We start from the raw sequence: 13,884 nt of genomic DNA, 5'->3' as shown, positions 1-13,884 counted from the left end.
CCATTGACAGCGCCGGCAGGCTCCCGCCCGCGCGTCAGGGTTGGCTTGCGAAACGTCCGTCTCCTTGCCCGCTATATGCCGGTTTTTCAAGCCAAATCAGGGCTTGCGCCGCAGGAGATTTCAGGCCGAGTTTAGGCCGATGCCGCCTGCTGCAGGTCGCCATGGCGCTCGTGGAACAGTTTCTCTTCCCACGCCAGCGCATGCCTGGCGATGGTCTCGAGATTGTCGTATTGCGGCGTCCAGTCCAGCATGCTCTTGATGCGGGTGGTGTCGGCGATCATGGTCATGATGTCGCCGGGCCGGCGCGGCGCATATTGAACCGCGAAATTGCGCCCGGAGACGCGCCGAACCGCTTCGATAGTCTCCAGTACCGAATAGCCGCGGCCGTAGCCGCAATTCAGCGTCGCCGACTGGCCGCCGTCACGCAAATACGACAGCGCCGCGCGATGCGCCTGCGCGAGGTCGCTGACGTGGATGAAATCGCGGATGCAGCTGCCGTCCGGCGTCGGATAATCGGTGCCGAACACGTCGACCTTGGCGCGCTGTCCGGTGGCCGCCTCGACCGCGATCTTCAGGAGATGCGTGGCGCCGACGGTGGCAAGCCCGATGCGCGCCTTGGGGTCGGCACCCGCCACGTTGAAGTAGCGCAGCGCGACGTAGTTCATGCCGTGCGCGGTGGCGACGTCATGCAGCATGATTTCGCTCATCAGCTTCGAGAAGCCGTAAGGCGACAGCGGCCGCGTCGGCGCACTCTCGGGAACCGGAACCTGATCCGGATTGCCATACACCGCCGCGGTCGACGAAAAGATGAAGCGGCTGACGCCGCACTTCACCGCCGCGTTCAGCAGGCTGCGCGTGGTCATGGTGTTGTTGCGGTAATAGGCGAGCGGATCGCGCATCGAATCGGGCACCACCACGGAGCCGGCAAAATGAACGATGCTCTTGACGTCGTGCGCCGATATCACGCCCTCGACGAGGTTCTCGTCGCCGGCGTCGCCGATGAACAGCGGCACGCCTTCGGGCACGAATGCGGAGAATCCGGTCGAGAGATTGTCGACCACGACGACGCTTTCGCCGGCTTCCGCCATCGCAAGAACCGTGTGACTTCCGATATAGCCGGCGCCGCCGGTGACAAGCACAGTCATGAGCTCACCCATCTCCCGATTTATCCGCGCGATGCTATCCGGGGCGCGGTGAAGAGTGGGTTTCGGCGCAGGCGAACTGGTCACTATGCTTAATGTTGCGTATAGGAAATCTCGCGAAACGGAGCCCGACGTGGCAAACGAGAACATTTCCGCGGATAATCTGCAGCTGATCGTGCCAAATCTGCACAGGCGCTATTCCGGCGTCACCGCGACCAACCGCATGGTGGCGCCGAAGCTGGCGAAAATGTTCCGCGCCGGCTGGCTCGGCCCCGATGCGCCCGACGGCATCGCGCGGATCGGGGCTGCGGACCTCGTGAAATTATGGCGCCGCCGCGGTTCCCTGATCTGGCATGCACGGCGCAACAACGAGATGATCGTGGGCGTCGTGCTGCGGTCGCTCGGCTGGCCGCTGAAGCTCGTATTCACCTCGGCGGCGCAGCGCCACCACACCTGGATCACGCGCTGGCTGATCCGGCAAATGGACGCGATCATCGCCACCAATGACATCTCGGCATCGTTTCTCAAGGTGCAGGCGACCGTCATTCCGCATGGCGTCGATACCGACGCTTACGCGCCGCCGCGCGATCGCGCCGCGGCGTTTGCGGAGTCCGGATTGCCGGGCCGCTACGCCATCGGCTGCTTCGGCCGGGTGCGCGCGCAAAAGGGCAGCGACGTGTTCGTGGACGCGATGTGCCGGCTGCTGCCGCGCTATCCCGATTTCACCGCAGTCATGGTCGGCGCGATCACGCCCGAGCAAACCGCCTTCGCGGACGACTTGCGCAAACGGATCGAGGCGGCGGGCCTGCAGTCGCGCATCGTTATTTTGGGTGAACTGCCGATCGAGGAGGTGCCGCGCTGGTACCAGCGGCTGACGATCTACGCCTTCACCTCGCGCAACGAGGGTTTTGGATTGACCCTGATCGAGGCGATGTCGGCGGGCGCGGCGCTGGTGGCCTCGCGCGCGGGCGCGGCCGAACTCGTGGTCGAGGATGGCGTCACCGGCGTGCTGACGCCGACGGATGACGTCGATGCGCTGGTGGCCGCGCTGGAGCCGCTGCTGCGCGATCCCGCTTCGGCGATGGCGATGGGCGAGCGGGGCCGCGCGCGGGTGCTGGAGAAATTCAGCCTCGAGGCGGAGGCGAACCGGATCGCGGAAGTCTACCGCGCGCTGGTCTGAGCCATCACGCCGGCGACGAAGGCGTCGAGGTCGCCGCCCTCGAACAGAAATCCCGGAAGCCCTGCGGCCTCCGCCGCCTCGATATCGGTGGGGCGGTCGCCGATGACGAAGCTGCCTTCGTGGCGCACCGGCCAGTGTTCCATCAGGTCGTGGATCATGCCCGGCGCCGGTTTGCGCCAGTGATGATCTTCGAGATAGCCGGCGACCGTGCCCGCCGGATGGTGCGGGCAATACCGGATGTCGTCGACGCGGGCGCCCTGCGCCGCCAGTTCTTCGAGCATCCAGTCGTGCAGCTTGCCGACATCGTCCTCGGTGAAGTAGCCGCGCGCCACGCCGGACTGATTGGTGAAGAAGAATACGAAATAGCCGGCGTCATTGAGGCGGCGGATCGCCTTGGCCGCGTTCGGCATCCAGCGGATCCGCTCCCGTGTGCTCATATAGCCGTCGTCGTGATTGACGACGCCATCGCGGTCGAGGAAGGCGGCGGGGCGAGGCGTCGAGCGGGCGGGATCGGCGCCGCTCATTTTCGAAGCGCCTCGCGCATCATGGTCCGCTCGATCTCGTCGCAGATGCCGTGGGCGACCGCGAGGTGGATCTGCTGCACCACCGGCGTGTCGTCGGTCGGCGCGACCAGCAGGTGATCGCAGAGCGCGCCGAGCGATTCGCCCTTGAGCCCGGTGAAGCCGATGGTGACGAGCCCGATGTCGCGCGCCTTGCGCAATGCCGCCATGATGTTGGGCGAACGTCCCGAGGTGGAAAGCGCCAGCAGCACGTCGCCGCGCCGGCCGAGCCCTTCGACCTGCCGCGCGAACACCTGCTCGAAACCGTAATCGTTGGCGACGGCTGTTAGCACCGAGGTATCGGTGGTCAGCGCCAGCGCGGCGTAGCCGGGCCGGTCCTGCTTGTAGCGGCCGATGATTTCGGCGGCGATGTGCTGGGCGTCGGCGGCGCTGCCGCCATTGCCGATGATCATGAGCTTGTTGCCGGCGCGGAGTGCGGCGATCATGGCGGCCGCGATGGCGCGCGCGGCGGCGAGCAGGCCTGCATCCCTGGTCGCCCGCTCCAGCGCTGCGAGCGATCGGCCGAGATGGGCTCCAATCGGGTCTTTCGAATCTCGCGAATCGTTCGAATCTTGGCTCAACGCGCACCATCAGGGTTGGAATTGGCCATCTTGGTAATGACCGCACAGCGGCTGCGCAAGCGCGCGCTGTCAGCGTGCAACGCCGGCTCCGGCCTCGGCCAGCACACGCCCGGCGATCGCAACCACGTCGGAAGCGGGAATGTCGCGCATGCAGCGGTGGTCGTTCATGGTGCAGACCGGGCGGTGGCAGGGCTGGCATGGCACCGCGGTGCTGGTCTGCACCGTCGCGGCGAGGCCGTTCAGCGGCGCCCAGTGATAGGGGCTGGTGGGGCCGAAAATCCCCATGGTTGGCGTGCCGATCGCCGCCGCAATATGCATCAGCCCGGAATCGTTCGATATCGCGACGCTGGCCGCCGCCATCGCCAGAATGCCGTTGCGCAGGTCGGTGCCGGTGAGGTCGCGGACGCGAGGTCCGCCTGCGGCCACGATCTCGGCCGCCAGCGCCTTTTCGCCGGGGCCGCCGACCACCCAGACATCGAGGCCCCGTTCGGCCAGCAGGCGCGCGGCTTCCGGGTAGTAGGTCCAGCGCTTGGACGCGCCGACCGAGCCCGGCGCCAGAGCCACGGCAGGGCCCGTGCCAAGCCCGTTGGCCTGCCGCCAGCGGGCGCTTTCCTCAGGCGGCACATGGAGCTGCGGCACCGGCCATTCGCTTGGCAGCGGCGCGCCATCGGGTAGCGCCAGGGCCGCATTCTTGTCGATGAAGCGGGGCAGGGCCTTTTCGCCCCAGCGCCATTGGTTGATCAGGCCGAACCGGGCCTCGCCGACGAACCCCACCCGTTCCGGAATGCCGGCCAGCGCTGGCGCAATGGCGGATTTCCAGGTGCGGGGCAGCACCAGTGCGGTGCCGTAGCCCCTGGCCCTCAGCTGCTCGGCCAGGCCCCATTGCCTGGCCAGCGCCAGCCGGCTGCGCGGCAGGTCCCAGACGATCCCGGCGCGCACCCCCGGCATATAATCGACCAGCGGGGCGCACAGCGAGGTGACGAGCAGATCGACCGGCCGGTTCGGCCAGCGCTGCTTCAGCACCCGCACCACGGTATGGCCGCGGACGAAATCGCCGATCCACATATAGGGGACGATCAGGATCGGCCGGGTATCGCCCGGGTCCTCGATCGCCTTATGTGCCGAATCAAGATTCATACTTTGATGGTCGTCCTCGGGAGCATTTCACACCTGTCGGTACCGGCTCCTCCGGGCGAGGTAAAGTCACCGTCCGCGGGAAGCCCTCGTCTTCACCAAGCGGGACGCCCCAAGTTGCCTGCCGGGCCGGACTGGGGCAAAGCTGCCATCCCACATCAAGGGCAGGGTACGGAATGTTGCTGGTGACCGGTGGCGCCGGTTTTATCGGATCGAACGTCGTGGCCGCGTTGAACGACGCAGGCCGCGCGGACGTGGCGGTGTGCGATGTGCTCGGCCATGACGGCAAATGGCGCAATCTCGCCAAACGCCAGCTTGCCGACATCGTGCCGCCGGCGGAACTGATGGGCTGGCTCGAGGGCCGCCGGCTCGATGCCATCATCCATCTCGGCGCCATCTCCGAGACCACGGCGACCGACGGCGATCTGGTGATCGAAACCAATTTCCGGCTGTCGATGCGGCTGCTCGACTGGTGCACGGCCAATGCGACGCCGTTCATCTACGCCTCGTCGGCGGCGACCTATGGCGATGGCGCGCAGGGCTTCCGCGACGACCAGTCGATGTCGGCGCTGAAGACGTTGCGGCCGATGAATCTGTACGGCTGGAGCAAGCATCTGTTCGACATGGCGGTCGCCGAGCGCGCGGCCAGGAGCGAGAAGCTGCCGCCGCAATGGGTGGGCCTGAAATTCTTCAACGTGTTCGGCCCCAACGAATATCACAAGGGCGCGATGATGAGCGTGCTGGCGCGGCGCTTCGACGATATCAAGGCCGGCAAAGTCGTGCAGTTGTTCAAGTCGCACCGCGACGGCATCGCCGACGGCGACCAGCGCCGCGATTTCATCTATGTCGACGATGTGGTGCGGGTGATGATGTGGCTGCTCGCGACACCGTCGGTCAGCGGCATCTACAACGTCGGCACCGGCAAGGCGCGCAGTTTCAGGGATCTGATGCTTTCGGCCTATGCCGCGCTCGGCGCGTCTGCGAATATCCAGTATATCGACATGCCCGAGCAGATTCGCGGCAGCTACCAGTATTTCACCGAGAGCGATGTCGGTCGGCTGCAGCGCGCCGGCTACAACGGCGGCTTCACGGCACTGGAAGACGCGGTCGGGAGTTACGTCAGGGGTTTTCTCGATTCCGCCGACCGCTTCCGCTGACGCGCAACGATAACGAGTTCAGATGTTCGATTTTGAAGCCCTGTCGCATGCGATTGCCAGCCGGACGGTGCTCTGCGTCGGCGATCTCATGCTCGACGAATTCGTCTATGGCGAGGTATCGCGTATTTCGCCGGAGGCGCCAGCGCCGGTGATTGCGGTCCAGCGCAGCGAGATCAATATCGGCGGCGCCGGCAACGTCGCGCGCAACATCGCCTCGCTCGGCGCGCGCTGCATCTTTGTCGGGCTGATCGGCGACGACGATTCGGGGGCGACGCTGCAATCGGCGCTGGCACAGGAAAGCGGAATCGAAAGCGTGCTGGTGTGCGACCCGTCGCGGCCGACGACGCGGAAGGTGCGCTTCGTCTCCGAGCATTTCTCCACCCACATGCTGCGCGCGGACTGGGAGCTGGCGCAGCCTGCGGCAGCCGATATCGAGCAGAAACTGATCGACGCCATCCTGCCGCGGCTCGCCCGCGTCGACATCGTGCTGCTGTCCGACTATGCCAAGGGCGTGCTCACCGCTCGCGTGATCCGCAACGTCATCGACGCCGCGCGCAAACTCGGCAAGCGCGTGATCGTCGATCCCAAGAGCGCCAATTTCGCGATCTACCGCGGCGCGACGCTGCTGACGCCCAACCGCAAGGAATTCGCGGAGGCGACCCGCAGCCGCGCCGATACCGAAAACAGCATTGCCGCAGCCGCGGGGGAAGCGATGCAACTGGCGGACTGCGAAGCCATCCTGGTGACGCAGAGCGAACACGGCATGACGCTGGTGCCGCGCAACGGCGAGGCCATCCATGTGCCGGCGCATCCGGTCAAGGTGAGCGACGTCTCCGGCGCCGGCGACACCGTCGCCGCGGCGCTGGCGGTGACGCTGGCGGCGGGGGCCGATTGGGAGACGGCGCTTAGGATGGCTAATGCGGCGGCCGCGGTTGCCGTCGGCAAGAAGGGCACCGCCAGCGTGACGCCGGCGGAACTGCGGCGCAAGATTCTGCCGCATGCGTTCCTCGCGGCGGAGGAAAAGATCATCGCGGCAGGCGGCGGCCTCGACGCGCAGCTTTCGGATTGGCGCAAGCAGGGATTGCGGGTCGGCTTCACCAACGGTTGTTTCGACATACTGCATCCCGGCCACGTCAAGGTATTGACCGCGGCGCGCGCCGCCTGCGACCGGCTGATCGTCGGTCTCAACAGCGACGCATCGGTAAAGCGGCTGAAGGGCGAGGGACGTCCGGTCCAGGACGAGCGCGCCCGCGCCGAAGTGCTGGCGGCGCTGGAGGCGGTCGATCTCGTGGTCATTTTCGAGGAAGACACGCCGATCGGACTAATCACCGCGATCAAGCCGAGCGTGTTGGTGAAGGGGGGGGACTACAGCCGCGATCAGGTCGTGGGCCACGAGATCGTCGAAGCCGAAGGCGGCGAAGTGCTGCTGGTGGACGTGTTGCCGGGCTTCTCGACGACCTCGCTGGTCAATCGCGCGCGCGGAGACGGGGCGTGAGCGTCGTCGTCAGGGTTCCGGCAGCGGCGGCTGGCATACGCGCGCGGGATGAGCTATCAGCGGCCCCGCAACCGCACCCCGATAGTCCCTGTTCCCGGCCGGCGAAATGACGCGTTTATCAAATCTGACCCTGCGCAACGTGCTGATCGCCACGCACGACGCCCTGGCGACGGCGTTCGCGCTGGTTGCGAGCTTCTATCTGCGCTTCGAGGGCGACGCCTTTTTCGATCGCCTGCCGCTATTGCTGCGGATCCTGCCCTGGTTCGTCGCCTTCAGCGTGGTCGTGAGCTACGCCTTCAATCTCACCACCACGAAATGGCGTTTCATTTCGCTGCCCGACGCGTTGAATATCCTGCGGGTGGCGACCGTGCTGACGATCGGCCTGCTGGTGCTGGACTATATTTTCGTCGCACCGAACGTTCACGGCATGCCGGTGGCGCCGAATGTTCAGGGCGCCTTCTTTCTCGGCAAGATCACCATCATCCTCTACTGGTTTCTCGAGGTGTCGTTCCTGAGCGCGTTGCGCTTTGCCTATCGGTATTTCCGCTACACGCGGGTGCGCCATCACGCGAAGGCGGAAGACGCCTCGGCGACCTTGCTGGTCGGCCGCGCCGCCGATGCCGAAATCCTGTTGCGCGGCATCGAAAGCGGCGCCGTCAGGCGGATCTGGCCGGTCGGCCTGTTGTCGCCGTCGCCGGCCGATCGCGGTCAGACCATCCGGAATATCCCCGTGCTCGGCGGTATCGACGATATCGAGGACGTGATCGGCGATTTCGCACGGCGCAACAAGCCAATCACGCGCGTGGTGATGACGCCATCGGCGTTCGATCCCGAAGCGCATCCCGAATCCGTGCTGATGCGGGCGCGCCGGCTCGGGCTGATCGTCAGCCGGCTGCCGTCGCTGGAGAGCGGAGAGGCGCCGCGGCTGACCAATGTCGCGGTCGAGGACCTGCTGCTGCGTCCCAGCGAAAAAATCGACTACGGGCGTCTCGAAGCGCTGGTGAAGGACAAGGCGGTGATCGTCACCGGCGGCGGCGGATCGATCGGCTCGGAGATCTGCGACCGTGTCGTGACCTTCGGTGCCGCGCGGCTGTTGGTGATCGAACATTCCGAGCCGGCGCTCTATGCGGTGACGGAAACCCTGGCCGCGCACCAAAGCAATGCCGCGATCGAGGGAAGGATCGCCGACATCCGCGATCGCGAACGCATCCTGCGGCTGATGAACGAATTCAAGCCGGATATCGTGTTTCACGCCGCGGCGCTCAAGCACGTCCCGATCCTCGAGCGCGACTGGAGCGAGGGGGTCAAGACCAACATCTTCGGATCGGTCAACGTCGCCGACGCGGCGCTGGCGGCAGGCGCCGAGGCGATGGTGATGATCTCGACCGACAAGGCGATCGAGCCGGTCTCGATGCTGGGGCTGACCAAGCGGTTCGCCGAGATGTATTGCCAGGCGCTCGATCACGATCTGGCGGCGCAGCTCGACGGCAAGCCGCGGATGCGGCTGATCTCGGTGAGGTTCGGCAACGTGCTGGCCTCGAACGGGTCGGTGGTGCCGAAGTTCAAGGCGCAGATCGAGGCCGGCGGGCCGGTCACGGTCACCCACCCCGAGATGGTCAGGTACTTCATGACGATCCGGGAAGCCTGCGACCTGGTGCTGACGGCGGCCACCCATGCGCTGTCGCCGTCGCGCGCGGACGTGTCGGTCTACGTGCTCAATATGGGCCAGCCGGTCAGGATCGTCGATCTTGCCGAGCGCATGATCCGGCTGTCCGGCCTGCAGCCGGGACACGACATCGATATCGTCTTCAGCGGCATGCGGCCGGGAGAGCGGCTGAACGAAATCCTGTTCGCCAGCGAGGAGCCCGCGATCGAGATCGGCGTTGCCGGGATCATGGCGGCCAAGCCCAACGAGCCGCCGATGGCCTCCTTGCGAAAATGGCTGGCGACGCTCGAACAGGCGATCGCCGGGGATGACCGGGCCACCATCAAGGTCGTCTTGAAGGATGCCGTGCCGGAGTTCGGTTCGGGCGCGCCGGCCGAGGCGGCGGCGTCCTCCGCGCCGTCGCTACAGCCCTGATGCCCGGAGCTGGAATATCCGCCTGAGGAAGCGCAGGAAGAACGCGGCGTCGATGACCGGCGCATTCAGATGCGCCCGCCGCGACCGCAGGCATTCCAGGTTTCCGCGCAGCGTGACGCGCCAGCCCTGGGTGCTGATACCGCCCATCTGGAAGTCGGCGATGACCCGGGGGATGTAGCGCACCCTGAAATCGTTCAGCGCCAGCGCCCGCAGCATGTAGTCGTAGTCGGCGGTGGTGACATAGCTCAAATCGTAGTCGCCGACCTTTTGGGCGACTTCCCTTCGCATGTAGAAGGTGGGGTGGGGCGGCACCCAGCCGAGCTGGAACGAATTGCGCCTGAACGTTCCTCCGCGCCATGAGCGCACCAGGCGCTTGGTGCGATGATCCGTCACCATGTTGAGGTCGCCATAGACGATATCGGCGTCCTGCAATGCCGCGGCGATGCCGCTTAGCGTGCCGGAATCGTGAAAGGTGTCGTCGGAATTCAGAAACCCGATGGCGTCGCCCTGAAACAGGCGAAAACCCTTGTTCATCGCGTCGTAGACGCCTTTGTCCCTCTCCGAGAAGACACGGATCGCGTTGGAACCGAAGGACTCGACGATTTTCAGCGTTGCATCGCCGGACGCACCGTCGATCACCAGCATTTCTTTTTCGGGATGGTCCTGCGCGAGGAACGACTCGATCGTAGAGCCAATCGTTGCCTGCGAATTGTAACTGGCTGTTACGACGCTGATCTTCATTGGGATCTCGTGAGGCGTTCACGTTACCGAGGCCGAATGGGCCTGTCAAAAGCATCGGTCTCGCCGGACGCATCGCCTAGCGGCCGTTCAGGTCCGCCAGGTTGCAGGTCGGCGACGGACCTCGCCCGGGGCGTGCATGTTATTCGGAGGCCTCGATCGGCGCAGCGCCTTGCGCCGCCTTCTCGGCGCTGAAAATCCACACCAGCCCGCCGCAGGCGCCGACGATGAAGGATACTGCCCCGAACAGCAGCGAGATGTTCACGCCTTCGCTTGTCACCAGCCCGGCATAGCCGAACGCCAGGCCCATGGTGGCCTCGCGGACGCCCCAGCCGGCGATCGAGATCGGCAGCATGGTGATCAGCATCACCGGCGGAATCAGCTGGAAGATCTGGCCGAACACGACCGGCGCGGCGATCGATTGCACCACGCACCAGGCGATGACGATGGTGAGAACGTGGACCAGCGACGACAGCACCGCGATTTTCGGTCCGCGCTGCCGGCTGAAGATGACGCGGTTGGCGATCACCGAGCAGGCGTGCAGGTGATGCGTGCCCCACCACCGCTTCAGCCACGGCCACGGCAACCTGCCAAGGATCAGGAATCCCGTTCCGCCGGCAAGGGCGGCGAGATCGACGAACAGCAGCGCCGATCGGCCATGGGGATCGCTGATCAGCCTGTAACTCCATGGCAGGCTTGCCACGATGATGACCGCAAGCGCGATCAGGCCGATCGCGCGGTCGACGAAGATGGAGTAGGTCGCGGCGCGCCATCCGGCGCCGGCGCGCGCCAACAGCCACAGCCGCACCGCGTCGCCGCCGATCGAGGACGGCAGCGTCTGATTGAAGAACGTTCCGATGACGTTGTAGCGCATCGCCTGCGCGGTTCCGAGCGGCGCGCCGCACTCGGCGCTGATCTCGCGCCAGCGCAGCACGCCGACGAAGATCTGCAGGAACGACACCGCGATGGCGAGGCCGATCCAGCCCAGGCTGGCGACGTTGAAGCGCGAGGCGAGTTCGTAAAAATCGACCTTGCGGAGCGCGAGATAAAGCAGCGCCGCGGAGATCAGTATTTTTGCCGCTGAAAGCAGTATCCGGCGCATGTCGCTCGCGCTCTCGGGTTTGAGAATGTGTCAGAAGAACGCGATCCGGTGGCCGCGCGTTGCATTTCGACCGCCTTGGTATGTTTTTGAAGTCGATATGGCAATAGCCGGCCAAACGGGTATTGCGGCACCCTCGACACGGCGGGTAAAGAGGGCCGGCCGGAGCGGCCGCAGCTGAAATCGATGCCCTCGAGGATACGATGGCGGATCAAACAATATTGGTCACGGGTGCGGCCGGCTTCATCGGCTTTCACGTTGCCTGCCGGTTGCTGGCGGAAGGCCGCAACGTTTTCGGCCTGGACAACCTCAGCGGTTCCTACGATCCCGCCTTGAAGCAGGCGCGGCTGAATATCCTGCGCGAGAATCCGCGGTTCGATTTCGTCCAGACCGACCTTGCGGATCGCCGGTCGATGGCGTCGCTGTTTCAGCAATACCGGTTCACGGTGGTGGTTCACCTGGCGGCCCAGCCCGGCGTTCGCTATTCGATCGACAATCCCCACGCCTATGTCGACGCCAATCTCGAAGGCTTCGTCAATGTCCTGGAAGGATGCCGGCACAATGGATGCCGTCATCTGATCTATGCGTCGTCGTCGTCGGTATACGGCGTCAACGCGAAGCTGCCGTTTTCCGTCGATGACAGGACGGACCATCCGATCAGCTTCTACGCCGCGACCAAGAAGGCCAACGAAGTGATGGCCTATTCCTACAGCCATCTCTATCGGCTTCCGGTCACCGGCCTGCGGTTTTTCACGATCTACGGGCCGTGGGGACGGCCCGATATGGCGGTTTTCCTGTTCACCAAGGCCATCGCCGAGGGCACGCCGGTCAGGCTTTTTAACCATGGCAGGATGCGGCGGGATTTTACCCATGTCGATGACGTCAGCCGTGTAGTATTGCGCCTTGTCGATCGGGTTCCGGCAAGTGAGGGTGAAACCGGAGTGCCGCCGGCCAAGCTTTACAATGTCGGTAACAATCACCCGGAAGAACTCATGCACGTCGTGTCAATTCTGGAGAAGGAGTTGGGCCGCACGGCGATAAAGGATATGTTGCCGATGCAGCCCGGCGACGTCATGGAGACTTTCGCGGATGTCGAGGACCTGATGCGGGACTTCGGCTTCCGGCCCGAGACGTCCATCGAGGCTGGTCTGCGCGATTTCGTCGCGTGGTATCGCAGTCACTACAAGGTTTGAGGCGCCGATGACCGGACGAATTATTCCCCTGATCATGTGCGGCGGCGCCGGGACGCGGCTGTGGCCGGCCTCGCGCGAGGTTCATCCGAAGCAGTTCCTGCCGCTGTTCGGGCCGCGCTCGACCTTTCAGGATACGATGGTGCGGGTGTCGGATGCGGCGCTGTTCGAGCGGCCGATCGTCATCACCAACACCGCCTACCGCTTCATGGTGCTGGAGCAATTGGCCGAGATCGGGCTCGAGGCCGATGTCGTGCTGGAGCCGATGCGGCGGGATTCCGGGCCGGCGATCGCCGCTGGCGCCGCCTTTGCGCAGATGCGCGACGGCGAAGCGGTCGTGCTGGCGCTCGCCGCCGATCACGTCGTGCGCGACACCAATGCTTTTCTCGCCGCCTGCCGGCAGGGTCTCGCGGCCGCCGAAGCGGGACGCATCGTCACCTTCGGCGTTGCGCCCGAGCGCGCGGCCACCGAATACGGCTACATCAGTCCGGGCGGGGCGATTTCAGGCGAGGTCCGCAGCGTCGCGACATTCGTCGAGAAGCCGGATGCGAAGACGGCGGCCGAATACCTCAAGGCGGGCTACCTCTGGAACAGCGGCAACTTCATGTTCCGCGCGTCGGTGCTGCTCGATGAATATCGCAACGTCGATGCGGACAGCGTGCAGGCCATCACTGATTCCGTGACCAAAGCCGGCCGCGACCTCGGATTCATCACGCTCGATCCCGACGCCTTCGGATCGGCGAAGGCGATCTCGATCGATTATGCCGTGATGGAAAAGACCGCGCGCGCCGCGGTGGTGCCGGTGTCCTGCGGCTGGTCCGATGTCGGCTCCTGGCATGCGGTATGGGAATTGGCGGACAAGGACGCCCAAGGCAACGCCGCGCAGGGCGCCGCCGTGTTCGAGGATTCGCGCAACTGCAACGTCTCGACCGACCGGGCGCTTGTGGCGCTGGAGGGGGTCGACGATCTCGTGGTGGTGGCCACCCAGGACGCCGTGCTGGTGTCGCGGCAAAAGGACGCCAACGGCCTGAAGCGGCTGGTGGCGAAACTCAAGACCGTGGCGCCCGAAGTCACCGAGGATCACATCAAGGTGCACCGGCCCTGGGGGTCATACCAGTCGGTCGACAATGGCGACCGTCACCAGGTCAAGCGCATCATCGTCAAGCCGGCCGGCCGGCTGTCGCTGCAGAAGCATCACCATCGCTCCGAGCACTGGATCGTGGTGCGCGGTGCGGCGCGGGTGACGGTCAACGAAACGGTGAAGACCGTGCACGAGAACGAATCGATCTATATCCCGATCGGCGCGGTGCACCGGCTGGAAAACCCCGGCAAGATTCCACTGGAATTGATCGAGGTCCAGACCGGCAGCTATCTCGGCGAGGACGACATCATCCGCATCGAGGACGATTACCAGCGCTCGTGAGCGGTGGGACTATCGGCGGCGAACCGCGATCCTTGCGGGCTATGCGCGCTGCCTGGGCGGCAGGACGGTGTAATTTTTTGAATCAAAACGTGTCCGGGATCGTCT

Annotated in this window: 12 protein-coding genes; 6 read left to right on the top strand and 6 right to left on the bottom strand. The window is 65.2% G+C overall.

What is annotated here, in order from left to right:
* Positions 1-131: 131 nt before the first annotated feature.
* A complete protein-coding gene (gene galE, locus KMZ68_RS18725; RefSeq protein WP_215612662.1) occupies positions 132-1,145 on the bottom strand; it encodes a UDP-glucose 4-epimerase GalE in 1,014 nt (337 codons plus the stop codon).
* An 85-nt stretch (positions 1,146-1,230) separates the two neighbouring features.
* On the opposite strand from galE, the gene KMZ68_RS18720 reads away from it, so the two are divergent.
* Entirely contained in the window at positions 1,231-2,322 is a 1,092-nt protein-coding gene (locus KMZ68_RS18720) for a glycosyltransferase family 4 protein (RefSeq protein ID WP_215612661.1), read from the top strand.
* On the opposite strand, the gene KMZ68_RS18715 is transcribed toward KMZ68_RS18720, so the two are convergent.
* The 3 genes from KMZ68_RS18715 to waaF all read right to left on the bottom strand — a co-directional run bounded on the left by KMZ68_RS18715 (position 2,304) and on the right by waaF (position 4,600).
* Complete coding sequence (locus KMZ68_RS18715; protein ID WP_215612660.1) at positions 2,304-2,846, bottom strand: HAD family hydrolase; 543 nt, start codon at positions 2,844-2,846, stop codon at positions 2,304-2,306. The genes KMZ68_RS18720 and KMZ68_RS18715 overlap by 19 nt on opposite strands.
* Positions 2,843-3,463: a D-sedoheptulose 7-phosphate isomerase gene (locus KMZ68_RS18710; protein WP_215612659.1), complete on the bottom strand. Its 621-nt coding sequence runs from the start codon at positions 3,461-3,463 to the stop codon at positions 2,843-2,845. Before KMZ68_RS18710 ends, KMZ68_RS18715 begins: the two co-directional genes overlap by 4 nt.
* Before the next feature lie 69 nt (positions 3,464-3,532).
* Positions 3,533-4,600, bottom strand: coding sequence for a lipopolysaccharide heptosyltransferase II (waaF, locus tag KMZ68_RS18705; RefSeq protein WP_215612658.1), 1,068 nt, complete (start codon positions 4,598-4,600; stop codon positions 3,533-3,535).
* 173 nt (positions 4,601-4,773) lie between these two features.
* On the opposite strand from waaF, the gene rfaD reads away from it, so the two are divergent.
* The 3 genes from rfaD (at position 4,774) to KMZ68_RS18690 (ending at position 9,329) form a co-directional block, all read left to right on the top strand.
* The gene (gene rfaD, locus KMZ68_RS18700) at positions 4,774-5,754 is read left to right on the top strand and encodes an ADP-glyceromanno-heptose 6-epimerase (protein WP_215612657.1); all 981 of its coding nucleotides are present in this window, start codon (positions 4,774-4,776) and stop codon (positions 5,752-5,754) included.
* A 22-nt stretch (positions 5,755-5,776) separates the two neighbouring features.
* A complete protein-coding gene (gene rfaE1 / locus KMZ68_RS18695; RefSeq protein ID WP_215612656.1) occupies positions 5,777-7,249 on the top strand; it encodes a D-glycero-beta-D-manno-heptose-7-phosphate kinase in 1,473 nt (490 codons plus the stop codon).
* 106 nt (positions 7,250-7,355) lie between these two features.
* Positions 7,356-9,329, top strand: coding sequence for an SDR family NAD(P)-dependent oxidoreductase (locus tag KMZ68_RS18690; RefSeq protein WP_215612655.1), 1,974 nt, complete (start codon positions 7,356-7,358; stop codon positions 9,327-9,329).
* Here the strand turns inward: KMZ68_RS18690 and KMZ68_RS18685 are convergent.
* A complete protein-coding gene (locus KMZ68_RS18685; RefSeq protein ID WP_215612654.1) occupies positions 9,318-10,070 on the bottom strand; it encodes a glycosyltransferase family 2 protein in 753 nt (250 codons plus the stop codon). The genes KMZ68_RS18690 and KMZ68_RS18685 overlap by 12 nt on opposite strands.
* 139 nt (positions 10,071-10,209) lie before the next feature.
* Positions 10,210-11,169 carry a lysylphosphatidylglycerol synthase transmembrane domain-containing protein gene (locus KMZ68_RS18680; protein WP_215612653.1) on the bottom strand — a complete coding sequence of 320 codons (960 nt, stop codon included), beginning with the start codon at positions 11,167-11,169 and terminating at the stop codon, positions 10,210-10,212.
* A gap of 200 nt (positions 11,170-11,369) precedes the next feature.
* Here KMZ68_RS18680 and KMZ68_RS18675 point away from each other — a divergent pair, with 200 nt between their 5' ends.
* Both KMZ68_RS18675 and KMZ68_RS18670 read left to right on the top strand, forming a co-directional pair.
* On the top strand, positions 11,370-12,359 hold the full coding sequence (locus KMZ68_RS18675; protein ID WP_215612652.1) for an SDR family NAD(P)-dependent oxidoreductase: 990 nt from the start codon (positions 11,370-11,372) through the stop codon (positions 12,357-12,359).
* A gap of 7 nt (positions 12,360-12,366) precedes the next feature.
* Complete coding sequence (locus KMZ68_RS18670) at positions 12,367-13,779, top strand: mannose-1-phosphate guanylyltransferase/mannose-6-phosphate isomerase (protein WP_215612651.1); 1,413 nt, start codon at positions 12,367-12,369, stop codon at positions 13,777-13,779.
* The last annotated feature ends 105 nt before the right edge of the window (positions 13,780-13,884 follow it).

It is taken from the genome of Bradyrhizobium sediminis (genome assembly GCF_018736105.1).
Taxonomy (GTDB): Bacteria; Pseudomonadota; Alphaproteobacteria; order Rhizobiales; family Xanthobacteraceae; genus Bradyrhizobium.
Note: the sequence above shows the minus strand (reverse complement) of the source record. Positions and strands in the feature narration are given on the sequence as shown.

What these genes read in the sequence shown, in the direction of transcription:
- galE (WP_215612662.1), bottom strand. Translation starts at nt 1,145, where the DNA reads ATGACTGTGCTTGTCACCGGCGGCGCCGGCTATATCGGAAGTCACACG.
- KMZ68_RS18720 (WP_215612661.1), top strand. Translation starts at nt 1,231, where the DNA reads ATGCTTAATGTTGCGTATAGGAAATCTCGCGAAACGGAGCCCGACGTG.
- KMZ68_RS18715 (WP_215612660.1), bottom strand. Translation starts at nt 2,846, where the DNA reads ATGAGCGGCGCCGATCCCGCCCGCTCGACGCCTCGCCCCGCCGCCTTC.
- waaF (WP_215612658.1), bottom strand. Translation starts at nt 4,600, where the DNA reads ATGAATCTTGATTCGGCACATAAGGCGATCGAGGACCCGGGCGATACC.
- rfaD (WP_215612657.1), top strand. Translation starts at nt 4,774, where the DNA reads ATGTTGCTGGTGACCGGTGGCGCCGGTTTTATCGGATCGAACGTCGTG.
- rfaE1 (WP_215612656.1), top strand. Translation starts at nt 5,777, where the DNA reads ATGTTCGATTTTGAAGCCCTGTCGCATGCGATTGCCAGCCGGACGGTG.
- KMZ68_RS18690 (WP_215612655.1), top strand. Translation starts at nt 7,356, where the DNA reads ATGACGCGTTTATCAAATCTGACCCTGCGCAACGTGCTGATCGCCACG.
- KMZ68_RS18685 (WP_215612654.1), bottom strand. Translation starts at nt 10,070, where the DNA reads ATGAAGATCAGCGTCGTAACAGCCAGTTACAATTCGCAGGCAACGATT.
- KMZ68_RS18680 (WP_215612653.1), bottom strand. Translation starts at nt 11,169, where the DNA reads ATGCGCCGGATACTGCTTTCAGCGGCAAAAATACTGATCTCCGCGGCG.
- KMZ68_RS18675 (WP_215612652.1), top strand. Translation starts at nt 11,370, where the DNA reads ATGGCGGATCAAACAATATTGGTCACGGGTGCGGCCGGCTTCATCGGC.
- KMZ68_RS18670 (WP_215612651.1), top strand. Translation starts at nt 12,367, where the DNA reads ATGACCGGACGAATTATTCCCCTGATCATGTGCGGCGGCGCCGGGACG.